The 22608-nt window shown below is 71.9% G+C and carries 13 protein-coding genes and 1 pseudogene; 7 read left to right on the top strand and 7 right to left on the bottom strand.

Translation table 11 applies throughout. The annotated features are described in order from the left end of the window. Positions 1 to 244 precede the first annotated feature (244 nt). Both LN042_RS16405 and LN042_RS16400 read right to left on the bottom strand, forming a co-directional pair. Positions 245 to 943 carry a nucleoside/nucleotide kinase family protein gene (locus tag LN042_RS16405; protein ID WP_230051951.1) on the bottom strand — a complete coding sequence of 233 codons (699 nt, stop codon included), beginning with the start codon at positions 941 to 943 and terminating at the stop codon, positions 245 to 247. 37 nt (positions 944 to 980) lie between these two features. Beyond that, positions 981 to 1928: a S66 peptidase family protein gene (locus tag LN042_RS16400; protein WP_230051950.1), complete on the bottom strand. Its 948-nt coding sequence runs from the start codon at positions 1926 to 1928 to the stop codon at positions 981 to 983. 470 nt (positions 1929 to 2398) lie between these two features. On the opposite strand from LN042_RS16400, the gene LN042_RS16395 reads away from it, so the two are divergent. Next, positions 2399 to 3166 carry a serine/threonine-protein kinase gene (locus LN042_RS16395; protein WP_230051949.1) on the top strand — a complete coding sequence of 256 codons (768 nt, stop codon included), beginning with the start codon at positions 2399 to 2401 and terminating at the stop codon, positions 3164 to 3166. A 24-nt stretch (positions 3167 to 3190) separates the two neighbouring features. Here the strand turns inward: LN042_RS16395 and LN042_RS16390 are convergent, their stop codons facing one another. Then, positions 3191 to 3694: an NUDIX hydrolase gene (locus LN042_RS16390; protein ID WP_230051948.1), complete on the bottom strand. Its 504-nt coding sequence runs from the start codon at positions 3692 to 3694 to the stop codon at positions 3191 to 3193. A gap of 184 nt (positions 3695 to 3878) precedes the next feature. Between LN042_RS16390 and LN042_RS16385 the strand changes: the two genes are divergently transcribed. Then, positions 3879 to 4787: an ATP-grasp domain-containing protein gene (locus tag LN042_RS16385; RefSeq protein WP_230051947.1), complete on the top strand. Its 909-nt coding sequence runs from the start codon at positions 3879 to 3881 to the stop codon at positions 4785 to 4787. A 29-nt stretch (positions 4788 to 4816) separates the two neighbouring features. Here the strand turns inward: LN042_RS16385 and LN042_RS16380 are convergent, their stop codons facing one another. From LN042_RS16380 to LN042_RS16370, 3 genes are all read right to left on the bottom strand, one after another. Then, positions 4817 to 6073, bottom strand: a complete 1257-nt coding sequence (locus LN042_RS16380) for an MFS transporter (protein ID WP_230051946.1) — start codon at positions 6071 to 6073, stop codon at positions 4817 to 4819. Positions 6074 to 6258: 185 nt separating this feature from the next. After that, the gene (locus LN042_RS16375) at positions 6259 to 10104 is read right to left on the bottom strand and encodes an ABC transporter ATP-binding protein (protein WP_230051945.1); all 3846 of its coding nucleotides are present in this window, start codon (positions 10102 to 10104) and stop codon (positions 6259 to 6261) included. A 458-nt stretch (positions 10105 to 10562) separates the two neighbouring features. Next, the gene (locus LN042_RS16370; protein WP_230051944.1) at positions 10563 to 11324 is read right to left on the bottom strand and encodes a TetR/AcrR family transcriptional regulator; all 762 of its coding nucleotides are present in this window, start codon (positions 11322 to 11324) and stop codon (positions 10563 to 10565) included. A gap of 131 nt (positions 11325 to 11455) precedes the next feature. Here LN042_RS16370 and LN042_RS16365 point away from each other — a divergent pair, with 131 nt between their 5' ends. The 4 genes from LN042_RS16365 (at position 11456) to LN042_RS16350 (ending at position 18353) form a co-directional block, all read left to right on the top strand. Further along, positions 11456 to 13201, top strand: coding sequence for a carboxyl transferase domain-containing protein (locus LN042_RS16365; protein ID WP_230051943.1), 1746 nt, complete (start codon positions 11456 to 11458; stop codon positions 13199 to 13201). Positions 13202 to 13582: 381 nt separating this feature from the next. Next, positions 13583 to 15976, top strand: a complete 2394-nt coding sequence (locus LN042_RS16360; protein WP_283843769.1) for an acetyl/propionyl/methylcrotonyl-CoA carboxylase subunit alpha — start codon at positions 13583 to 13585, stop codon at positions 15974 to 15976. Positions 15977 to 16086: 110 nt separating this feature from the next. Further along, on the top strand, positions 16087 to 17025 hold the full coding sequence (locus LN042_RS16355) for a hydroxymethylglutaryl-CoA lyase (RefSeq protein WP_230051962.1): 939 nt from the start codon (positions 16087 to 16089) through the stop codon (positions 17023 to 17025). Between the two features lie 137 nt (positions 17026 to 17162). Beyond that, a complete protein-coding gene (locus tag LN042_RS16350; RefSeq protein WP_230051941.1) occupies positions 17163 to 18353 on the top strand; it encodes an acyl-CoA dehydrogenase family protein in 1191 nt (396 codons plus the stop codon). Between the two features lie 1398 nt (positions 18354 to 19751). Here the strand turns inward: LN042_RS16350 and LN042_RS16345 are convergent. Beyond that, a pseudogene (locus LN042_RS16345) lies at positions 19752 to 20189 on the bottom strand (universal stress protein); the annotation flags it as partial. Positions 20190 to 20923: 734 nt separating this feature from the next. On the opposite strand from LN042_RS16345, the gene LN042_RS16340 reads away from it, so the two are divergent. Further along, positions 20924 to 21682 (top strand): HAD family hydrolase, encoded by a 759-nt coding sequence (locus LN042_RS16340; protein ID WP_230051940.1) that lies wholly within the window; start codon positions 20924 to 20926, stop codon positions 21680 to 21682. Positions 21683 to 22608 lie beyond the last annotated feature (926 nt).

Below are 22608 nucleotides of genomic sequence, written 5' to 3'. Positions count from 1 at the left end.
GCGGACCTGACGGCCCGTCCGACGTGCTGAACTTTAGCCCAGCCCCGCTCCGAAAAGCGAATCCGGCCTCACTCCCCAGAATTACCGGCACAGCAGAACAGGCGCCTCCGCGCGGGCCCGTAAAAGGGCATGCCAGCACGAAAAGCCGCGAGGGACTGCTGAAGGGTGTTTCGAGGGAGTGGCCGCTCCGGGACCGTCCGCGCAGACACGTGTCCGGTGCTCCCAGCCGAGCGACTAGAGAACACTACTCCTCTTCAGCGGCTGGGGCAAACCGGGCCACCCGGACAGTGCGGGTGCAGCGTGGCCTGCTCAGTTTCACGTACTCGCCGTTCGGCTGGTCGTTCGCCCGTACCCAGGTGCGGGCCTGCGCGAGATCGCGGCCACCGGCCAGGTGACGGGCGGTCAGACGCTCCGCACGAAGGTCGTCGGCCGCATCCAGGTACCAGACCTCGTGCAGCAGCTCGCGTACCTCGGTCCAGCCGGGTGCGTCGGCGGCGAGGTAGTTGCCCTCGGTCACGACCAGCCGGGTGCTGGGCGTGACCAGATGGCGAGCCGCCACCGGCTCGTCGAGGACGCGGTCGAAGTCGGGAACGTAGATGTCATGGAACCGGTCGCCGGCGAGCCTGCCGAGCAGGGCCACATAGCCACGGACGTCGAAGCTGGGCGGCGAGCCCTTGCGGTTACGCAGGCCGAGCCGGTCCAGTTGGCCATTGGAGAGGTGGAAGCCGTCCATCGGTGCATAGGCGGCCGTACCGGTGCCCGCCGCGCGGTTGACCCCGTCGACCAGGTAGCGGGCGAGAGTCGACTTTCCCGCGCCGGGCGCACCGGTCAGGCCGAGCAGCAGTCGCCCGCCGGACCGGGGGCTGCCCAACCTGCCGAGCAGTTCGGCGACCAGTGCGCTCGGCTGGACCTCATCGCGATGTTCGGTTCGACCGTTCTCCATCGCTCCATTGTCCAGTGAGCAGAAACGATCCAGCTGTTCAGGCAAGGGCCGGCAGGTCCAGCGTGAGGGTGCCGGCATCGGCGTCCAGTACGGCGGGCAGGCCGAGCGGCACGGTGAGGGTGGACGGACCGTGCCCGAAGCCGAGCTCCCAGAGGACGGGTACCTCCAACGGGCCGAGCCGCTCAAGGATCACGTCACGCACCCGGTCCGGCGCCCCGCACCCCTCCCAGGAGCCGAGGACGACTCCCCGCACGCCCTCCAGCGCGCCCGATCGGATCAACTGGGTGAGGATCCGGTCGAGCTGATAGGGGTGCTCGTTGACGTCCTCGAGGATCAGCAGACCGCCCGCGAAGGAAGGGCGGGCGCTGGGCGCGCCGCAGTCGGCGGCGAGCACCGACGCACAGCCGCCGGCGAGCACGCCGTGGGCCCGGCCGGGGACCAGCGGGCCGGCCTCCGGGCCGGTCAGGACCCGCACCGTCCCGGGTTCGAAGAGGGTGCGACGCAGGTGTTCGGCGGTGGCGGAGTCGGTGACGAAGGAAGCGGACGCGGCCATCGCTCCGTACAGCGAGACGAGGCCGAGGCGCTGGGCCACCTGCTCGTGCAGCACGGTGACATCACTGAACCCGATCAGCACCTTGGGCGGCACGGCACCGAGCGCCGGCCAGTCGACCAGGTCGACGACCCGCTGGGCGCCGTAGCCGCCACGGGCGCAGATCACGGCGGATATGCCGGGGTCGAGCCAGGCCTGCTGGAAGTCGGCGGCGCGCTCGGCATCGGTACCGGAGAAGTGGCGCAGCCGCGGGTGGGTGCCGAGGACATGGGGAGCCACCACCGGTTCCAGCCCCCAGGACCGGAGCAGCGCACAGCCGGCGTCGAGGCGGCCGGAGTCGATCGGGCCGCTGGGTGCCACCACGGCGACCCGGTCGCCGGGGACGAGCCGGCGCGGGCGGGTGAGGCCCCCGGGTGCGATGGAAGGGGTGGCCATGTGCGTCGTCCTTTGCGCCGGTTCAGGTGTTCGACCTTATTCTCACCGCTCAGCGGGCATCTGATGTCTGGGTGTGGACGACCGCGGACCGGGCGTGCCGGCTGATGGGTGGTCAGTTCGGCGCCGTGGCGGGAGTGGTCCGCAGGACGGCCCGTTCAGTTGACCCGGTCGCACCATGGACGTTCCCCCTCCGGTACGGCAGGATTCGGGCGGACTGTACAGCGGAGGACCTACCGATGAGCTCGTCGTTCATACCGATGGACACACCGAATCAGCCCTGTGCTGCTCCCGAGGAGTCCGCGCTGCCCCGGGTCTGCCCGCCGAACGGACCGCGCCGGTCGGATCCATCTGACGAACCGTCGGTTTTCGGTTCGGCCAACGACTCCCCGGCTGGGTCCTCCCAGGCCGGTGGCGCCGCTGCCGGGCCGGCGGCCGCTGCCCGGAGTGCCGTCGAACGGCCGGACGCAGGCGTGACGACGACGGCCAACCTCCGTGCCGGGCTTGCCGAACGGTTGCGCTCCGCGTACGAGCAGGGGGCGGACCTGGCCGATCTGGCGGTGGCCAGTCATCAGTCGGTGAGCGAAGTCCGGGACTTGCTCGCGCTCGCCGGTGCCGCGGACGACGGCCGGGCGCCGGGCGCGCCGCCGGACGGTTCGGTGCCGGCCCAGCGGGACGGCGCCCGGGCGCTGCACGCGGCGCCCGACGGCTGGACACCGCGCAGCGGGCGCCCCCGGCCGCGGGTCCGGCGCCAGCTGCCGCCGCGTCGCGCGGGCCGTCCCGGCGCGCCGAGCAGCTCAGCCGTCGGGGAAGGACACGGCTGGGCCCTGGCCGAGACCCAGGCGCCAGCGGTACCGGTCGAGCCGGAAGGGCCGTCCGGCCGCGGGGCCGGGGAGTCGGCGCCGCTGTCGGAGGCCCCGCTGGGAGTGCTGATCGGCAGTCCCCGTCCGTCGGTTCCGTTGGGCGGGGCGCGCGCGGAGGATTCCCGCCGCCGGATCGGCGCGCAACTGATCAAGGTGCGCCGCGGCACCACCCTCGCGGTGCTGCCCGCCTGGCGGCCGTCGATCGCGATCTCGGTGTCGACCGAGCTGCTGCTCGACGCCACCGGGTTGAGCCTGGCGGAGCTGGCCGGGGCCGAACTGACCGTCGTGGTGAACACCGAGGCCCTGCACGACCGGGAGCTGCGGCCCCGGGGGTGGCAGGTGGTATCCGAGCGGCCCGCGGCCCGGCGGCGTCACTGACCCTGCCTCAGTCAGGTGCGGCCTTCAGCGCGGCGGGTTCGGGACGTAGCCGTAGTGCACCGGGGTGATTCCGTCGCGTCCTTCGGCCCAGGCGGCCTGGACGGCGGTGACCAGTTCGGCGAGGGCCGGTGGCCAGAGCGGTTCGGCCTCCGGGTCGGCCAACTCAGCGGGCGTCCACCAGCGCCAGTCCAGGATCCGGTCCCGGACGTGGGCCGCGCTGACGTCTCCGACCGGACCGCGGTGGGGGCCTCGGGTGACGTAGACGTGCTCCGTTTGGCGGACCGGGATGCCCTTCCGGGTGAAGTCGTGCTCCCAGGTGCAGAGCAGCGGACCGGGAGCCAGGTCGTGCCAGCCGGTCTCCTCGCGCAGTTCGCGCCGGGCGCCCTCCTCGGGGGTCTCGCCGGGGTCGAGGCCACCGCCGGGCGGGTTCCAGTGCGGGCCGACCTCGTCGTTGTCGGAGCGGAGCAGGAAGACCGCGCCGTCCGGGTCGATCACCACGGTCCTGGCGGCCTGACGGGGAGTTCGCATCCGAGCAGCTTGCCAGTGGGGCGCTCCCGGTGTCGACTCGCCCATCCGATGCGCCCTCCTCACCATCAGAGCACCCTCTCGAGCTCCTGGTGCACACCCCGGCGCGTCGATCGGCGGACGCGCCTGCCGCGCAGCGTGGTCAAACCGACGGTTCGGCAGCCGCTGCCCCGCTACCCTGTGGGCCATGCCAGCCCCGACCATCCTGCTGCCGCAGGATCCGCTGAACCCCCGGCGCGTCGACCCGCACTACTCCTACGAGGCCCAACTGGTCCGTGGGCTGGGCGGCGAGACCGCGCTGGTCGACCATGACGCGCTGCTCGCCGGTGCGGCCGCGGCAGCGGTGCGGCAGGTGCCGGTCGGCACCGGGCCGGCCTGGTACCGGGGCTGGATGCTGCCGGTGGCCGCCTACGCGGAATTCGTCCGGGCCCTCGCGGAGCGCGACTGCCAACTGCTGACCAGCGCCGCCGCCTATGCCACTGCCCATGAACTGCCCGGCTGGTACAGCACGTTCGAGGGGGCCACGCCGGACAGCGTCTGGCTGCCTGCCGCGGCCGGCACGGAGGAACTCGCGCAGGCCGCGGCCCGGCTGGGCGGGCAGGGGCCGGCCATCGTCAAGGACTACGTGAAGTCGCGCAAGCACGAGTGGCACGAGGCCTGCTTCATCCCGGACCTCGCCGATCTTCGCGCGCTCACCCGGGTGGTCAGCCGATTCGTCGAGCTGCAGGGCGAGTTCCTGGCCGGCGGGGTGGTGCTGCGGCGGTTCCACGCGTTCGCACCCGCCGAAGGCGGTGCCCGCGGCTCGGACACCGCGGACCGGCCGGTGCGGACGACCGAGGCCCGGGTCTGGTGGGTGGACGGCGAGCCGGTGCTGACCGGGCCGCACCCGGACACGCCCGAGGTGCTCCCCGCACCGGACCTGACGGTGGTCCGCTCGCTGGTGCGCTCGCTCGGCTGCCGCTTCGTCACCACCGACCTGGCGCGACTGGCCGACGGCACTGGCTGGATGGTGGTCGAGGTCGGCGACGGCCAGGTCAGCGACCTGCCGCGGGGCACCGAGGTCTCCGGCTTGATCTCCTCGCTGATCTCGACCTAGGACTCCAGCCGACTCCGAAGCTCCGGCGTTCAGCCCTGCGGCGTCCGCTCGCCGGGTGGCCGCTGGACGGGCAGCCCCGTCTGGTTCGTGCCCTCGGACGGCGACGCGGCGGCCCGGGCCGCGGTGCGGGCGACCAGGGTGAGCGGGATCGCGGTGAGCAGCAGCACCGCACCCAGGGCGGCGCCGAGCCATCGGTAGCCGGCCCAGGCGGTCAGGGTGGCGCCGGTCAGTGGGCCGCCGGCCAGGCCGAGGGCACAGGCGCAGCCGGCCAGCACGGTCCACCGGCCGGCCGGGTCGAGGGCGGCGGCGGCCCCGATCAGGTAACTGAGCACCAGCGGGTAGAGCCCGTTCCAGAGCACCTCGCCGCCGGCGAAGCCGCTGGCTGAACGAGTCACCGCGCTCACCGTGACACAGGCCGCGATGGCCGCCGTGCCGACGCCGACCGGGAGCGCCCCGCCCACCCGGTCGCCCAGTGCGTCGGCCGCCAGTACGCCGAGCAGCCCGCCGCCGAGGGCCACGGCGAGCACCAGGCCGAGCCGACGTTCCGTCAGGCAGGCTTGGTGCAGTCCGATCTGCGCGCTCACCGCCCAGAGCGCGTTCTGCGCAAGTGACCAGAGCGCCAGGCTCGCCACCAGCGCCAGTCCGGCGCCGCGGCGCGGCAGGCGGGGCGGCGCCGGTTCGGTCGCGCGCCGGGACGGGCGGGCGGGCAGTCGCATGGTCAGCGGTAGGGCCAGCGCACCGAGCAGCATCAGGGCCAGGAACGGCAGTGCGGGATCCTGTCCGAGCCTGGGCAGCAGTAGGTAGAGGAGGCTGGCGGTGCCGGAGGTCGCGAGCAGGGCGCGCACCGAGGTGCGGTGAGGCTCGACCGCGGCGGCGATGCCGGTGGCAGCGACCGCGGCGGCGGTGCCCGCGCCCAGTCCGCCGAGCAGGCAGCCGGTGATCAGTACCCGGGGCTGCCCGGGTGGCGCGGTGCCGGCCGTCGTGGCGCCGAGCAGCAGCAGGACGAGGCCGAGCCGGGCCAGCCGTCCCTCGCCGAGCGCGGCGACCCGGCCGGCCAGGGCGATTCCCGCGCAGGCCGAGGCGAGCAGCAGGGCGCTGCCGACGGCACCGGCCTGAGCCGCCGTCAGGCCGGAGTGGCCGATCAGGCGGCTGACGATGACCGGGGCCAGGTATCCGGGCAGTGAGCCGACCGTGAACAGGGCGATCAGCGGGAGGCTGGTGACGGCGGCCGGGCGGGGAGCGTGGTGCGCAGTACTGCGGCCCGCCACGCGAAGGCGCGGGGACATGGACTCGGGGCCTCTCGACCTCAGGGGATTCAGGAGCGCGCCCCGCTCTCCCCGCACGGTCGCCCCGCATGTTTACCAGGTCGGGGCGCCACCCGCGTACCAGATGGCGCCCCGCTCCCCGGAAGTCGGCCGAGTCGGCGCTGAGCCGAAACCGCCGCGAGATCCGTCCGTAATCGAACGACCCGTCAGACGGCGACTTCGGCGGGCACCCGACCGTCGGCGACGAAGGCCCGCCAGAGTCGCGCGTACACCCCGTCGGCCGCCAACAGCTCGGTGTGCGTGCCGTCCTCCACCACCCGTCCGTGGTCGAGCACCACCACGCGGTCGGCGCGCTCCGCCGTGGTCAGGCGGTGGGCGATCACCAGGGTGGTGCGCCCCTGCGGCCGGTTCGGGCGACCCTCCCGCAGCAGGTCCCAGGCACGGTTGACGGCCGCCTCGGTGGCGAGGTCGAGGGCGGCGGTCGCCTCGTCGAGCAGCAGGATGTCCGGGTCGACCAGCTCGGCGCGGGCCAGGGCGATCAGCTGGCGCTGGCCGGCGGAGAGGTTGCGGCCGCGGCCGGTCACCTCGTGATGGTAGCCACCGGGCAGGCCGCTGATCATCTCGTGGGCGCCGACCGCCTTCGCCGCCGCCATCACCTCGGCGTCGGTTGCCTCGGGGCGGCCGTAGGCGATCGCGTCGCGCACCGTCCCGGCGAACAGGTAGGCCTCCTGCGGGACCACGCCGAGCCGGCGGCGGTAGGCCGTCATGTCGAACGTGGTCACATCGGTGCCGTCGATCCGGACCGTGCCGCCGGTGGCGTCGTAGAACCGGGCGACCAGCTTCATCAGGGTGGACTTGCCGGCGCCGGTCTCGCCGACCAGGGCGACGGTCTGGCCGGCCGGGATCCGCAGGTCGATGCCGGTCAGCACCTCGGGATTGCCCTCGCCGCCGCCGTTGTAGGCGAAGGTGACGTTGTCGAAGTCGATCTCGCCGCGCAGTTGCTCGACCGGCACCGGCGCGGTGGCCGGCGGGGTGCTGGTCGGGGTGCGCAGCAGCTCGCGGACCCGGCTCAGGCCCACCGCGGCCTGCTGGTAGCCGTCGAAGAGCTGGGAGAGCTGGTTGACCGGGGCGAAGAACAGGTCGATGTAGAGCAGGTAGGCGACCAGCGCACCGACCGTCAGGGTGTGGTCGTGCACCCTGGAGGCGCCTGCGATCAGCACCAGGGCGGCGGCGACGCTGGACAGGAACTGCACGAACGGGAAGTACAGCGAGATGTACAGCTGGGCCCGGGCGCGGGCGTTGCGGTACTCGGTGGAGCGTTCGACGAACCGGTCCACGGTGTCGTGCTCGCGCCGGAACGCCTGCACGATCCGCATCCCGGCGACGTTCTCCTGGAGGTCGGCGTTGACCACGCTGATCAGCTCGCGCGACTTCTGGTACTGCGTCTTGGACTTGCGGCGGAACACCACGGTGGCGACGGCCAGCACCGGCAGCACCGCGAAGACGGTGAGGGCCAGGCCGGCGTCGATCAGCAGCAGGGCGACGAAGATGCCGAAGAAGGTGATCAGGCTGACCACCGCGGTGACCACGCCGGTCTGCAGGAACGAGCTGAGCGCGTCCACATCCGTGGTCATCCGGGTCATGATCCGGCCGGACAGCTCGCGCTCGTAGTAGTCCAGGCCGAGCCGGTTGAGGTGCGCGAAGATCTTCAGCCGGAGGGTGTAGAGCACCCGCTCGCCGGTCCGGCCGCTGACCCTGGACTCGATGCTCTGCACCAGCCAATCGAGCAGCACCACGACCAGTGCGGTCACCGAGGCCGCGGTGACGCCGGACATCGCGGCCTTGGTGACGCCGTTGTCGATGCCGTGCCGGATCAGGATCGGCAGCACCAGGCCGGCCGCGGCGTCCAGCGCGAGCAGCATGAAGGCCAGCGCGAGGGCCGGGCGGAACGGCTTCAGCAGGCGGGCCAGCGAGAAGTCCGGGTCGCCGGCGGCGGCCTCGGCGATCGGAACGGCCGGGGTGTCGGTCGCCGGAGGCAGCGCCGCGACCTTGGCCAGCAGTTCGGCATCGGCCGAGCCCGTCCCGGTGCCGGTTCCGGCGTGCGACGCGGCGGCCGGAGCGCGCCCGGGCGTCTGGGCCGCGTCCGGGCCGGGGGCGTCGTCCGGGCGGGCCACCGGAGCGGCCTCCGGGTCGGTGATCAGCGCGCGGTACTGGGGGCAGCGCTCCTCGAGCTCCTCATGGGTGCCGATGTCGAGCAGCCCGCCGCGGTCCAGCACGGCGATCCGATCGGCGAGCTGCAGGGTGGAACGGCGGTGGGCGATCAGGACGGTGGTTCGGTCGGCCATCACCTGGTGCAGCGCCCGGTGGATCTCGGCCTCGATCTGCGGATCGACGGCCGAGGTTGCGTCGTCCAGGAGCAGCACCTGGGGGTCGGAGAGGATCGCGCGAGCCAGCGCGATCCTCTGGCGCTGGCCACCGGAGAGGGTCAAGCCCTGCTCCCCCACCTTGGTCCGGTAACCCTCGGGCAGTGCGCGGATGAACTCGTCGGCCTGGGCGGCGCGGGCGGCGGCCTCGACCTCCTCATCGGTGGCGGTCGGGCGGCCGAAGGCGATGTTGGCACGGACCGAGTCGGAGAACAGGAAGCTGTCCTCCGGAACGATGCCGACCACCGAGCGGACCGCGTCCAGGGTCAGGTCGCGCAGGTCCTGGCCGTGCAGCCGCACCGTGCCGGCGGTCGGGTCGTAGAACCGCGGGATCAGCTGGGCGACGGTCGACTTGCCCGATCCCGAGGCGCCCACCAGGGCCAGGGTCTCGCCCGGGGCGACGCTCAGCGACAGGCCGCGCAGGACGGCGGGGAGTGCGGCCGCGCCTTCGGCGTCCTCGAGGGCGGTGCGGGGCTGGTCGGCTGCCTGGTACCGGAAGTCGACCTGGTCGAACTCCAGCGCCGGGGCACCCGGCACCGGCCGCAGCTCCCGGGCGCCTGGGGCCTGCCGGACCACCGGGCGCTCGTCGACCAGTTCGAAGACCCGCTCCACGCTGGCCCGCGCCTGCTGGCCGACCGTCAGCACCATGGTGAGCATGCGGACCGGGCCGGTCATCTGGGCCACATAGGCGGAGAAGGCGACGAAGGTGCCCAGGGTGACCGAGTGGTGGACCGCCAGCCAGCCGCCCAGCGCCAGCACGGCGACCTGGCCGAGCGCCGGCACGGCCTGCAGGGCCGGGGTGAAGCGGCTGTTCAGGCGGATCGAGCGCAGCCGGGCACCGTACAGCTCGCGGGAGGCACGCTCCAGCTTGCCGAGCTCCTGCTCCTCCTGGCCGAAACCCTTGACCACCCGGACGCCGCCGATCGCGCCGTCCACCACGCCGGCCACGGCCGCCGCTTCCTGCTGCGCCGCCCAGGTGGCAGGAAAGAGCCGCTTGCGGCTGCGGTCGGCGAGCCACCACAGCGCAGGCGCCATCACCAGGGCGATCAGGGTGAGCAGCGGCGAGAGCCAGAACATCACCACGACCGACATCAGGAAGAGCAGCAGGTTGCCGGTCATCATCGGCAGCATCGAGAGCAGGCCGAGCACCAGCTGCAGGTCGGAGGTGGCCCGGCCGACCACCTGGCCGGTGTCCAGACGGTCCTGGCGGGCGCCGTCGAGCCGGGTCAGCGACCGGAACAGGTCGGTGCGCAGGTCCTGCTGCACGTCGAGGGCGAGCTGGCCGGCGGAGTAGCGGCGCACCTGGGTGAAGAGGAAGACCAGCAGCGCGGCGACGACCAGCGCGACGGCCCAGGGGCCGAGCGAGCGCTTGTGGGTGGTGATGACGTCATCGATGATCAGCTTGACGATCAGCGGAACGAGCGCCGTCACCGCCATCCCGGCGAGCGAGGCGCCGAAGGACAGCAGGAAGTTGCGGCGGTAGCGCCAGCAGTACTCGTTCAGCCGGCGCAGCCAGCCCTGGTGCGCGGGACTGCTGTCGGCTTCGGTGGACGGTGTGGGGGTCTGCCTTGCGGCGGTGGTGTCCGACGCTGTGGATGTCTCCCCAGTGGAGCCGTGAGTGTCAGGCATATTTAGGGATACTAACCATTTCCTGAGGCGGTCGTCCACGATGTTTTCGGGGCCGACGAACGAGCGCTGCGATGGGTGTTGGGCCGGCTGGATCAACAGCTCCGGGCCGGCTTTCCTTCCCGTTCAGCCTTGCGCTCTGGTGCACAAGGGCGCACCGGTCGCCGGACGGGGGTGCGCCCGGGCGCTCGTCCTAGGACCGAAGGAGCGGTCCCTGGCCTGCGGGACGGCCCGTTCGGGCGGTCCGGGTGCTTCGGGTGCTTCGGGCGGTTCGGGCGGTCCGGGCGGTCCGGGTGCTTCGGGCGGTTCGGGCCGGCAACCCAACCGACCGGCGGGGTCGTGAGCGCGTCGCTCGACCGACCGACTTGGGTGGGCAGCCCGGTTCGCCGGCTCTCGCTCGCTCCCGAATCCCTCGGACTCGCCGGCTGCCCGGGCCCACTCGGCTCGCCCGGCTTCCCGGGCTACTCGGCTCGCCCGCCGTCGGGACGGGCTGCGGCTGTGAACGCGCCTTGGGCCAGTCGGTGCAGCAGGGTCGCCATTTCGCCACGCGGCAGCAGGTCGATCCGGCCGCCACCGTCCCGGTCGGCCGACGTCGAACCCGGGGTCGACGTCGAGATCGCAGCCGGGCCCGGGACCTGACCCGGGGCCGGGACCGGGGCCGGGGCCGGGACCGGGGCCGGGGCCGGGGCCGGGGGGCGAACGCCCAGGCTATGCGGAGTCGAGTTGAGCAGCCCGAAGACGGCGTGCACGGCGGCCCGTGCGGCCGACCCAGCGGCGGGTGCGGCGAGCGCGGGGAATGCGGCCCGCACGGTGGCGACCCACAGCTCGACGTACTCGCGCTGCAGGCGGCGCACCTGGCGCCGGTCCTCCTCCTTCAGGTGAAGCAACTCGCGGTCATGCAGGATGATCAGGTCGGAGTCGTCCAACGCGAAGTCGACATGGCCGCTGATCAGCGCGTCCAGCGCGGCCGCCGGATCCGCCGCAGTGGCCGAACGGCGGCGGCCCTCGTCAAGCAAGCGCTCGCTGATGCCGATCAACAGATCGGCGAGCATCGCGTCCTTGCCGGAGAAGTGCCGGTACAGACCGGGGCCGCTGATGCCGACCGCCTTGCCGATCTCGTCCACGCCGACGCCCAGGAAACCCCGGGCGGCGAAGAGCCGTGCGGCCTCCCTGCGGATCTGGTCTCGGCGAGGGGTCACAGATGCGACAGGACTGTTCGGCATGGGCTCCATCGTAGACAGCGCCGGTTATCGGTGGTTAACCTGGCACCCGGAGTTAACCATCATTAACTTGGGGGCGAGAAGCCGATCCGGCTCTCCGCCCGCTGGTTCCCGGGCGCAAGGGAGCTCTTGGGATGACCCTGTCGACCCCCGGCTTCGTCTCTCCGCATTCACCGGAGACCGCCGGACCGCCGCGCGCTGGCGGGCCCGCGGCTCCCGGCCTGGTCCAGGTCGCGACGCCCGGTGGTCCGGGCGCGGCGGCTGCCCCGGCCCCGCGACTGCGGTCCGCCATCGACACCGGGTCGGCTGCCTTTCGGACCAACGTGGAGGCGCACGAGGAACTGGTCGCCGAACTGCGCGCCAAGCTCTCCACCGCCGCGCTGGGCGGCGGCGCCAAGGCGCGGGAGCGGCACACCTCACGCGGCAAGCTGCTGCCGCGCGATCGAGTGGACACCCTGCTCGACCCGGCTTCGCCGTTCCTGGAGATCGCCCCACTGGCTGCCGACGGCCTCTACGACGGCGCGGCACCAGCCGCCGGTGTGATCGCGGGCATCGGCCGGGTCGCCGGTCGCGAGGTGATGATCGTCGCCAACGACGCCACCGTCAAAGGCGGCACCTACTACCCGATGACGGTGAAGAAGCACCTGAGGGCGCAGGAGGTGGCACTGGAGAACCGCCTGCCGTGCATCTACCTGGTGGACTCCGGTGGCGCCTTCCTGCCCAAGCAGGACGAGGTCTTCCCCGACCGCGACCACTTCGGCCGGATCTTCTACAACCAGGCACGCCTGTCCGCCGCGGGCATCCCGCAGATCGCCGCCGTGCTCGGTTCCTGCACCGCGGGCGGCGCCTACGTGCCGGCGATGAGCGACCAGGCCGTGATCGTCCGCAACCAGGGCACCATCTTCCTGGGCGGACCGCCGCTGGTGAAGGCGGCGACCGGTGAGGTCGTGACCGCCGAGGAACTGGGCGGCGGTGAGCTGCACTCCCGCACCTCCGGCGTGACGGACCACCTGGCCGAGAACGACGAGCACGCCCTGTCCATCGTGCGCACCATCGTGGCCGACCTCGGCCCGCGCACCCCGCAGCCTTGGTCGCTGGCTCCGGTGGAACCGCCCGCGGTGGACCCGGCCGAGCTCTACGGGGCTGTCCCGGTGGATCCGCGCACCCCGTACGACGTGCGCGAGGTGATCGCCCGCCTGGTCGACGGCAGCCGGTTCGCCGAGTTCAAGGCGGAGTACGGCGCCACCCTGGTGACCGGCTTCGCCCGGATCCACGGTCACCCGGTGGGCATCGTCGCCAACAACGGCGTGCTGTTCGCGGAGTCCGCGCTGAAGGGCGCGCACTTCATCGAACTCTGTGACCAGCGCGGCATCCCGCTGCTCTTCCTGCAGAACATCACCGGCTTCATGGTCGGCCGCCAGTACGAGGCGGGCGGTATCGCCAAGCACGGTGCCAAGATGGTCACTGCTGTGGCTTGTACCCGCGTCCCGAAGCTGACCGTCGTGATCGGTGGCTCCTACGGCGCCGGAAACTACTCGATGTGCGGTCGGGCGTACTCACCTCGCTTCCTGTGGATGTGGCCTGGCGCCAAGATCTCGGTCATGGGCGGTGAGCAGGCCGCTTCCGTCCTCGCCACCGTCCGCCGCGACCAGTTCGAGGCCCGCGGCGAGGAATGGCCGACTGAGGCGGAGGAGGAGTTCAAGCGGCCCGTGCGCGAGCAGTACGAGCGCCAGGGCAACGCGTACTACGCCACCGCACGGCTCTGGGACGACGGGGTCATCGACCCGAAGGACACCCGCACCGTGGTCGGCCTGGCCCTGACCGCCTGCGCCAACGCGCCGCTGGCACCTCCCGCTCCCTACGGCGTCTTCCGGATGTGACCGCCATGGCCGGCACGGCAGGCTCCGGAGTCGCACCCTCCGGCGCGGCAGGCCCTGGAGCCGCACCCTCCGGGTCAGCTCGTCGGCGGCCGCCTGCTCGGTGGTCCCGGACGGGCCAGGCCGCGCGGGTCGGCCACCGGGTGCTTGCCGGCCGGCCAGCGCCGACCGGCCGCCGGGCACCGGGCGCCTGCTGGGCTCCGCCGGGCAGGCTGCCGTCGTCCGGCAGTCGGACAGTTACCGGCTGCCGGGCGTCACCCGGTCACCGCACATCGGCAGCAGCCGCTCCCCGAAGAGGCACGCCGCCTCCGTCGGCTCCCCCTGGTCACATCCGCTGACCGCCTTTCGTCGCCTCCCTTCCCTCGCTCCGGAGGAATGCCTCCCATGTTCGACACCGTCCTGGTCGCCAACCGCGGCGAGATCGCCGTCCGGGTCATCCGTACCCTGCGCCGGCTCAGCGTCCGGTCGGTCGCCGTCTACAGCGACGCCGATGCCGACGCCAGGCACGTCCACGAAGCCGACCTCGCCGTTCGCCTCGGTCCGGCCGACCGCAGTGACAGCAGCGCTGCGGAGACCTATCTCCGAGGTGACCAGATCATCGCCGCGGCCCTGCGCACCGGTGCGCAGGCCATTCACCCGGGATACGGCTTCCTTGCCGAGAACCCGGGCTTCGCCCGAGCCTGCGCAGAAGCCGGCCTGGTGTTCATCGGCCCGCCCGCCGAGGCCGTCGAACTGATGGGCGACAAGATCAACGCAAAGGAGGCCGTTCGTGCCGTCGGCGTGCCCGTGGTGCCCGGCAGCCGCGGCGGCGCCGGCTCCGACGAGGAGTTGATCCGCGCCGCGGAGGAGATCGGCTACCCCGTGCTGATCAAGCCGTCGGCCGGCGGCGGCGGCAAGGGCATGCGATTGGTCCGCGACCCGGCCGAGCTGCCCTCCGAGTTGGCAGCCGCCCGTCGAGTGGCCCGCACCGCGTTCGGCGACGACACCCTGCTGTTGGAGCGCTGGGTGGACAACCCCCGGCACATCGAGGTGCAGGTGCTGGCGGACGCCCACGGAACCACCGTGCACCTCGGCGAGCGCGAGTGCAGTCTGCAGCGCCGGCATCAGAAACTGATCGAAGAAGCACCCTCCGTCCTGTTGGACCCGCAGACCCGGGCCGCCATGGGCGCGGCAGCCGTCCAGGCGGCACAGGCGTGCGGGTACACCGGTGCCGGCACGGTCGAGTTCATCGTGCCCGGCGGCGAGTCCGCCGTGGACGGCGGTGACGGCGCGGTCCGCGAGTTCTTCTTCATGGAGATGAACACCCGCCTCCAGGTGGAGCACCCCGTGACCGAGCTGGCCGTTGCGGTTACGCGTCCTGCCCTGGTGGACGCCTCCGCGAGCACCAGCGCCGGCCTTCCCGGTGCGGCCACCGGCTCGGCACCCGCAGGCGCTCCCAGCGTTGAGCGTCTCGACCTGGTCGAGTGGCAGGTCCGGATCGCCGCCGGGGAGTCACTCTCGTTCGGCCAATCTGACATCTCCTTTCTCGGGCACGCCATCGAGGCGCGCATCTGCGCCGAGGACCCGGCACGTGACTTCCTGCCGACCGGCGGCCGGATCCTGCTGCTGGAGGAGCCTGCCGGGGAGGGTGTGCGGGTCGATTCCGGCCTCACGGCAGGGACCACCATCACCAGTGCGTACGACCCGATGCTGGCCAAGGTCATCGCCTATGGTCCTGACCGCCAAACCGCCCTGCTCCGCTTGCGCAGTGCCCTTGCCGAGACCCGGATCCTCGGCCTGACCACGAACGCCGGCTTCCTGCGCCGACTGCTCGCGCACCCGGACGTCGTGGCAGGACGCCTTGACACCGGCCTTGTCGAGCGGGCCGTCCAGCAGCACCCCGAACTGCTGGCCGACCAGCGCGACCGGTACGCCTCGCGGGACACTCGCGAGTCCGCCCCGAACGGCACCCCTGGCACTGCTCCGGGTGCCACGGTCACCGATGCCGCCGCTTCCGGCCACGGGCCGACGCCCGCGGCTACGGCACCGGAAGCCGTCTACCTCGCCGCAGCACTCGTGCGGCATCTGAACCTCGCTCCGGCCGCCGCCTCCGACGGCTGGACCGACCCGTATGCACTCCCTTCCGGTTGGCGCCTGGCCGGCGAGCCGGCCTGGACGACGCATCGACTCCGGATCTCCGGTCAGGACCCGGTCTCGGTACGAGTACGACCTGTCAGTGCGGACACGGTTATCGAATCCTCTGACGTCAAGTCAACTGCGTTCCCCGAGCTGCTAGTCCGTCTGGGTGAAGGTCAGATCCGCCGGGCCCGCGCCGTGCTCGGCGCCACGGATCTGTCCCTCACCCTCGACGGCCTGCGCACCACCTTCGCTCTCGCCACTGACAACACCCCTTCAGCCGCGACGTCCGGCCCGGTGGTCTGGCTCGGCGTCGACGGCGACAGCTGGGCCGTCCACCCGTACGACCCGGTGGCCGACCGAACCGCCGACGCCGCCGCCCACCATGGCGCCCTGACCGCGCCGATGCCCGGAACGGTCACCGTGGTCAAGACCTCGGTGGGCGACCAAGTCCGGCGAGGACAGCCGCTGCTGGTGCTGGAGGCCATGAAGATGGAGCACGTGATCGCTGCGCCGCACGACGGCACGGTCAGCGAACTCCCGGTCGCGGCAGGTGGCACCGTGGCGATGGAGCAGTTGCTCGCAGTCGTCCTTCCCGTGGAGGTGGCCCTCCCCACCGGAGCGGACACCGCCGCCGACGCCCAGGAGGTGGCTTCGTCATGACCAACGTCCAGGCAACGCCCAGTGCTGGGAACTCGGTGCCCGGAACGGCGGATTCCACCCGAACGGAGCAGTCTCGCGAGCCCGGGACCCTCGAGCTGGGGCTGCCCGTCATGGTCCGGGACGCGGACCTGCCGGCCCGGGTGCGGATCCACGAGGTCGGTGCGCGCGACGGCCTGCAGAACGAGAAGTCCCTGGTCCCGGTCGAGGTGAAGGCCGAGTTCATCGCACGGCTCGCCGCCGCCGGGCTGCGGACCGTCGAGGCGACCAGCTTCGTCCACCCCAAGTGGGTGCCTCAGCTGGCCGACGCCGAGGAGCTGCTGCCGCGGATCACCGGCCTGCGGGAGCAGTACCCCGGATTGCGGCTGCCGGTGCTGGTCCCCAACGAGCGGGGGTTGGAGCGGGCACTCGCCGGCGGGGCCGACGAGATCGCCGTCTTCGCCAGCGCCACCGAGTCCTTCGCCCGGCGCAACCTGAACCGCTCGATGGACGAGGTCATGGAGATGTTCCGCCCCGTCATCGCCCGGGCCCAAGGCTCCGGGGTGCCGGTCCGCGGCTACCTGTCGATGTGCTTCGGCGATCCGTGGGAGGGCCCGGTCGCGCCCGAGCAGGTGGTGGCCGCAGGCACGCGGCTGCTCGAGCTCGGCTGCGCCGAGCTGAGCCTGGGCGACACCATCGGCGTGGCGACGGCCGGACAGGTGGCCGAGCTGCTCGCCGCGTTCGGCCGCGCCGGGGTGCCGATGGCGCAGCTGGCGGTGCACTTCCACGACACCTACGGCCAGGCGCTCGCCAACACGCTCGCCGCGCTGCGCTGCGGGGTCACCGTCATCGACTCCTCCGCCGGCGGGCTCGGCGGCTGCCCGTACGCGAAGAGCGCCACCGGGAACCTGGCCACCGAGGACCTGGTCTGGATGCTGCACGGCCTGGGCATCGAGACGGGCGTCGACCTCGCCGCCCTGGTCGCCACCAGCTCCTGGATCGCGGGGGAATTGGGCCGACCGAGCCCCTCCCGAGCGGTGCAGGCCCTGGCCGGCTCCGTCAACGCCAACTGAAGCTCCGGCAGCTGAGGTGGCGCGCCGCCACCTCGCACGCCGGCAATCAGCACCGCCACACGCTGACAACACCGCGCGCTGTCATCGCACGCCATCGCGCCCGTATCACCCTCTCGGGCGAACCACTGGAGGATCAGATGCTCGACCACCGACTGGATTCCGAGTACGAGGAACTGCGGCGCACCGTCGCCGAGTTCGCCAATGACGTGGTCGCGCCGAAGATCGGCGAGTACTACGAGCGCGAGGAGTTCCCGTACGAGATCGTCAAGGAGATGGGGCGGATGGGCCTGTTCGGCCTGCCGTTCCCGGAGGAGTACGGCGGGATGGGCGGCGACTACTTCGCGCTCTGCCTCGCCCTTGAGGAGCTGGCCCGGGTGGACTCCTCGGTCGCCATCACCCTGGAGGCCGGCGTCTCGCTCGGCGCGATGCCGATCTACCGGTTCGGCACCGAGGAACAGAAGCGCGAGTGGCTGCCGCGACTGGCCACCGGCGAGATCCTCGGCGCGTTCGGCCTGACCGAGCCGGAGGGCGGCTCCGACGCCGGCGCCACCCGGACCACCGCCCGGTTCGACGAGGACACCCGGGAATGGGTGATCAACGGCACCAAGTGCTTCATCACCAACTCCGGTACGGACATCACCGGTCTGGTCACGGTGACCGCACTCACCGAACCGATCGCCCGTTCGAGTGAAGAAAGCACTGACCACTCGTCAAAGCGTGAGATTTCCTCCATCATCGTGCCTGTCGGCACCCCCGGGTTCCAGGTGTCGAAGAAGTACAGCAAGGTCGGGTGGAACGCCTCCGACACCCGAGAGCTGTCCTTCACCGATTGCCGAGTCCCTGAGGCCAACCTCCTCGGTCAGCGTGGCCGGGGCTTCGCCCAGTTCCTGCGGATCCTCGACGAGGGCCGCATCGCCATCGCCGCCCTGTCCACGGGACTGGCCCAGGGCTGCGTCGACCAGTCACTCAGCTACGCCGCGACCAGGCGCGCGTTCGGGCGTCCGATCGGGGCCAACCAGGCGATCCAATTCAAGATCGCCGACATGGAGACTCGTGCGCACATGGCCCGCCTCGCCTGGCGGGACGCGGCGTCCCGTCTGCTGCTCAGCGAGCCGTTCAAGAAGGAGGCCGCCATCGCGAAGCTCTACTCCTCCGAAGCCGCGGTCGACAACGCCCGCGAAGCCACCCAAATCCACGGCGGCTACGGCTTCATGAACGAGTACCCCGTCGCCCGCTTCTGGCGCGACAGCAAGATCCTGGAGATCGGAGAGGGCACCTCCGAGGTCCAGCGGATGCTGATCGCGCGGGAGCTGGGCATGACCCCCTGATGTCCACAACCGACCGGTGACAGGCTCCGATGGGCCGTGGCCGGAACGACCGGGCTACCCCGACCGCTGCCGTACCAGCAGCCCGGTCACCGGAGCCATCACCATGACGAGCTCTCTGGGTAAATCTGCTCGAAGCGGGTCGGCGTCAGCTGGAAAGCGGTGCGGCCGGAAGCTCCGGCCCCGTGCCGTACGGGCCGCTGTGCTGGACCGCCTACCCCACGGGGAGGTCTCGGTGGCCCCGACGCGACCGTGACCACCAGGACTACGGGAGGCGGCCGTCACGGGAGCCAGCCAGACGCCCACTGCGTAGGCGCCTGAGCGGCTGCTGTCCGCCGGGTGGCTCCCTTGGGTGGGCGGCTTGGGCAGAGCAACGGCGGGCCAGGGCAAACCCGCCCCGATGGGCGGCTCGCTCAGAGCGACGGCGGGCCAGGGCCAACCCGCCCCGATGGGCGGCTTGCTCAGAGCGACGGCGAGCCGGGGCCAACGCGAAAGCCCAGCAGCAGGGAGTGAGGCGGGGTCCTGCAGCGAGCGGGTGGCATCGGCGAGCGGTTCGAACCGGGCACTCGAGACCATGTCCCGGTGTAGGAGGTTGCCGCGGCATGCGGTGAACCGGGAGCCCAGGGCGTGGCTGGCTGTTTCCGGCCACCGTCGTGATGTGGTTCCCGTCGGGCGGTGCGAGTGTGGGTGCGGCGCTCCTGAATTCGAGGGCGCCGACCATCAAGCGAAGTACCAGGGGGTCGGACAGCCGCGGTCCCGTGGTGCGCCCTGGCGCTGCGGGACCCCCGGCGGCTACGGCAGGCAGCGGATACTCGGCGCGGCTGGTCGGGCGGAACCCCTAGCAGCTCGCTGCCACGCGTTCCCGCGGAAGAAGCGGCCCGGAGTTGCTGTTCGCGGTCGCCCGCGGTCACATGGCCTCCCTGGGCCTCACCTCGGGCGCCTCGACCCCCGACGCACCCGTCAGCCCTCTACCCCCACTCGACCCGCTCACCGCGGCCCGCCCGGATCCACCAGTCGCCGCCCCGCAGCTCTACCAGCGCCACCGCACCCATAACGATCGCGCTCAACGCCAAGCCACCCGGAATCGCCCCGACATCAGGGCCAACGCAGCCGATCGCTCCCCACGCCTGCCCCCTCGCCGGAGCCCAGCTGCCAAGCTGCACGCCGCCGCAGCCTGGGAGCCGCTGCCTCCCGGCCCATGCTGACGGCGAAGGCCTCCGGCGTACCCGCGCTTCTAAATCTCCGAGCTCTCGGTACGCACACTGACCGAACGGGGCATCGCGACTGCTAAGTCAGCATCGGGCAATTGCTTTCTCGGGTCATTCGCGTACCGCCGAGCGGATCCCGTAACTCGTCCCCGGGATCCGATCGGTGCTGACCGCCGCCATGGCTGACTGAGGCTCAGGGAATGACGATCACGGGACGATTGGCCCGCCGCGCGAGACGCCCGGAGACCGAACCGAAGATCCGACCGATCAGGCCGCGAGTCGTCCCGACGACGATGGCGTCGGCGGCGTACTCCTTGCCGACCTCCTCGATCTCGTGGCAGATGTCGCCGCCGCGCTCCACCAGGACCCAGGGGATGCCGCTCAGGAACTCGGCGCAGGCAAGTTCCAGGCCGAGCACCTCGGTCCGATGATCAGGCATGTCGACGAAGACCGGGGGCTCGCAGCCGGCCCAAACGGTGGCGGGGAGCCGGTTGGCCACGTGCACGATCACCAGCCCGCAGCGTGACCGGCGGGCCATGCCGACCGCATAAGCGAGAGCACGCTCGCTGGAGAGCGAGCCGTCGAACCCCACCACCACGCCGTGCTGGAACGCCGGGTCGCAGGAGCGCGCAGGCTCCGGCTGGAGGACGGGATCGCGCCCGTCGAGCGGAGCCGTCTGCTTGGAGTGCCGGGACTTCACGTCGCCTCCGCCATCCTCGCCGGCACCCTTCGTGGGACCGGCACCATCAAGAACCTGGGCCGCCGCCGGTGCCGGGCGGAACAGCCGTGACGCGAACCAGCCGCGACGCGACCCGCTGCCACCGGTGCGTGGCGGCAGCGGCTGCGGAGTCCGCGAAACGTCCGGCAGGGAATCCTTGGCGGAGAAATCCGCCGCGCTGAGAAAGCGAAACGGGTCTGCAGATCGGGGAGACTCAGAACCGGCCATGAATCGAGGCTCTTCGAGTGAGAGGGGCCGACAGGAAGGACTGCGCTGCCCAAGCGGCAGGCCATTCATGGGCACGGGGTCGGGAGAAGCCGAGCGGCACCGTAAGTGACCTGTTCCTTTCAGAGTACGACGGGCGACCTTGGCCGCCCAGCCTTTCCGACCGAGTACGACCACGATCCCGCTAATGGCGGCGGCGTGAAGTAATCAGCGCGCGCCCCGTAACGGCGGTATGTCACCCGCCTTCGCGCGGTTCCCAGGAGCTTGCCTGACGGAGTCAGTCGACGCAACAGGTCGGACACATACCGTAGGTGCGATGTTCAACTGGATGTGGGGCAGCTGGTGCGGCTGTGATCAACGGGACCGATGGGGTCCGCTGCGGACCGTGACGACCGCTGCACCGATCGGATCGAGTCGATCACTTGGCCGACAACCACCCCGAGCTGCGGGTTCCCTTCCTCGCCGCCACCGCCGCTGGCAGCATGCACACCATGCCGTTACTGATGCTCGACCTCGACAACACACTGCTCCCACGAGACGCAGCCTTCACGGCGTGGGCCGAGGAATTTCTCGCCCGGCATCGGCTCCCCCTGTCCGAACTGGACTGGCTGACCACGATTGACGGCGGCGGCTACATCCCGCGGAGCACCGTGCTGGGTGCCGCCCGGCGACGCTACCGCCTGGACCTTTCGGTGGAGGCCCTCCTCGCCGACTACCGACAGGGCATCAACACGCACATCCACTGCCCGGACAGCCATGTCGCGGCCCTGCGCGCGGCCCGGTCGGCAGGGTGGACACTGGCCATCGTGAGCAATGGCGGGACCGGCCCCCAGGTCGAGAAGATCCGCCGGACCGGACTCGACTCCCTGGTGGACGCCTGGGTGGTCTCCGAGGAGGCCGGCTGCGCCAAGCCCGATCCGTTGATCTTCGACATCGCGGCTCAGCGATGCGGCCTCCCAGTCGTCGGTGACTGGACCGCCAGCGCCTGGGTGATCGGTGACCACGGCCCGGCTGACATCGCCGGCGCCCAGGTGGCGGGTCTGCGCAGCGTCTGGCTCCACCACGGGCGCCCCTGGTCCGAGCTGGGGTACCGCCCCACCCTCACCGCCGCCCAGTTGCCCGAGGCCGTCGGATTGGTCCTGGCCACCCCCGCACCGCTGGCAAGCTGCACCATCGGTTGAAGCGCGCCGCCCGGCCGGAGCGCGTCCACCGGGGGCGGGCCCGCCGAGGCCGACCACGTCGAGATGTCCACGCCCACAGTCGAACGGTTCGCCAGTCCATTAGTTCAAGTTCCAGCGGCCCCCGGCCGGCGAGGCCGGTATGCCCGCCGTACCCGGTGTGCCCGCCGTACCCGGTGTGCCCGGTGTGCCCGGTCGTGCGCCCGGTCCCCCTGAGCGTCGGGGGCGACAGGCGAAGCGCAGTTGCATCGGAGGGGAATGGGGCGGGAATTCGCCCGTGGGTGAATCACCGAATGGCCAGAAGAGCCGTCAGATGCGATGAGATTGTTTTGCGATCCTTCCGCCCTCACCCCCAGTGCCGCGGCTGCCTCCGCCATGCTCCCGGCCCCTGAAGCGCCCTGCCTCCAACCGAAGTGGGAGCCGTCCGAGGGCGGGGTACCCGAAGTGGGAGCCGCCCAAGGGCGGGGTGCCCGAAGTGGGAGCCGTCCGGGGGCGGGGTGCCCGAAGCGGGCGTCACCCGAAGGGCGGAGCGCCCGAAGCGGGTGTCGGGGGACTCCGGAGCAGGTCCGGCACGAGCGCCGTGCAACACCACCGGCGCCCCGCCCACCGGGGAGCGGAAGCGCCCGGCGCAGCCCCGGCGCCGTCGCGCAACGGTCAGTCGGCTCTGGTGCGCGTGGGCCGGGGCTGACAGGGGTAGGCGACTGGCCGTGAGTGGGGGACGGAAACAGGCGGCGGACACGGCGACCGACCGGCGGCAGTGGCGACAACGCCATCGGCAGCCGCCGCACCGCCCACACTGCGACAGTCATCACACCGCAGCATGGCGAGGCGCTCAGGGCAGCACTCGCGGGCGCGCGCGTGCACCGCGCGCCCCGCAAACGCAACACCGATTTTCAGTCAGTTTCGCCCCCACCTACAGCAATTGGACA

Source organism: Kitasatospora humi (genome assembly GCF_020907985.1).
GTDB lineage: Bacteria > Actinomycetota > Actinomycetes > Streptomycetales > Streptomycetaceae > Kitasatospora > Kitasatospora humi.
This window is presented reverse-complemented; position numbering and strand designations above follow the sequence as displayed.

Bases quoted from the DNA above. Each gene is read 5' to 3' on its own strand.
- LN042_RS16405 (WP_230051951.1), bottom strand. From the start codon at position 943: ATGGAGAACGGTCGAACCGAACATCGCGATGAGGTCCAGCCGAGCGCA.
- LN042_RS16400 (WP_230051950.1), bottom strand. From the start codon at position 1,928: ATGGCCACCCCTTCCATCGCACCCGGGGGCCTCACCCGCCCGCGCCGG.
- LN042_RS16390 (WP_230051948.1), bottom strand. From the start codon at position 3,694: ATGCGAACTCCCCGTCAGGCCGCCAGGACCGTGGTGATCGACCCGGAC.
- LN042_RS16385 (WP_230051947.1), top strand. From the start codon at position 3,879: ATGCCAGCCCCGACCATCCTGCTGCCGCAGGATCCGCTGAACCCCCGG.
- LN042_RS16380 (WP_230051946.1), bottom strand. From the start codon at position 6,073: ATGTCCCCGCGCCTTCGCGTGGCGGGCCGCAGTACTGCGCACCACGCT.
- LN042_RS16375 (WP_230051945.1), bottom strand. From the start codon at position 10,104: ATGCCTGACACTCACGGCTCCACTGGGGAGACATCCACAGCGTCGGAC.
- LN042_RS16370 (WP_230051944.1), bottom strand. From the start codon at position 11,324: ATGCCGAACAGTCCTGTCGCATCTGTGACCCCTCGCCGAGACCAGATC.
- LN042_RS16365 (WP_230051943.1), top strand. From the start codon at position 11,456: ATGACCCTGTCGACCCCCGGCTTCGTCTCTCCGCATTCACCGGAGACC.
- LN042_RS16360 (WP_283843769.1), top strand. From the start codon at position 13,583: ATGTTCGACACCGTCCTGGTCGCCAACCGCGGCGAGATCGCCGTCCGG.
- LN042_RS16355 (WP_230051962.1), top strand. From the start codon at position 16,087: ATGGTCCGGGACGCGGACCTGCCGGCCCGGGTGCGGATCCACGAGGTC.
- LN042_RS16350 (WP_230051941.1), top strand. From the start codon at position 17,163: ATGCTCGACCACCGACTGGATTCCGAGTACGAGGAACTGCGGCGCACC.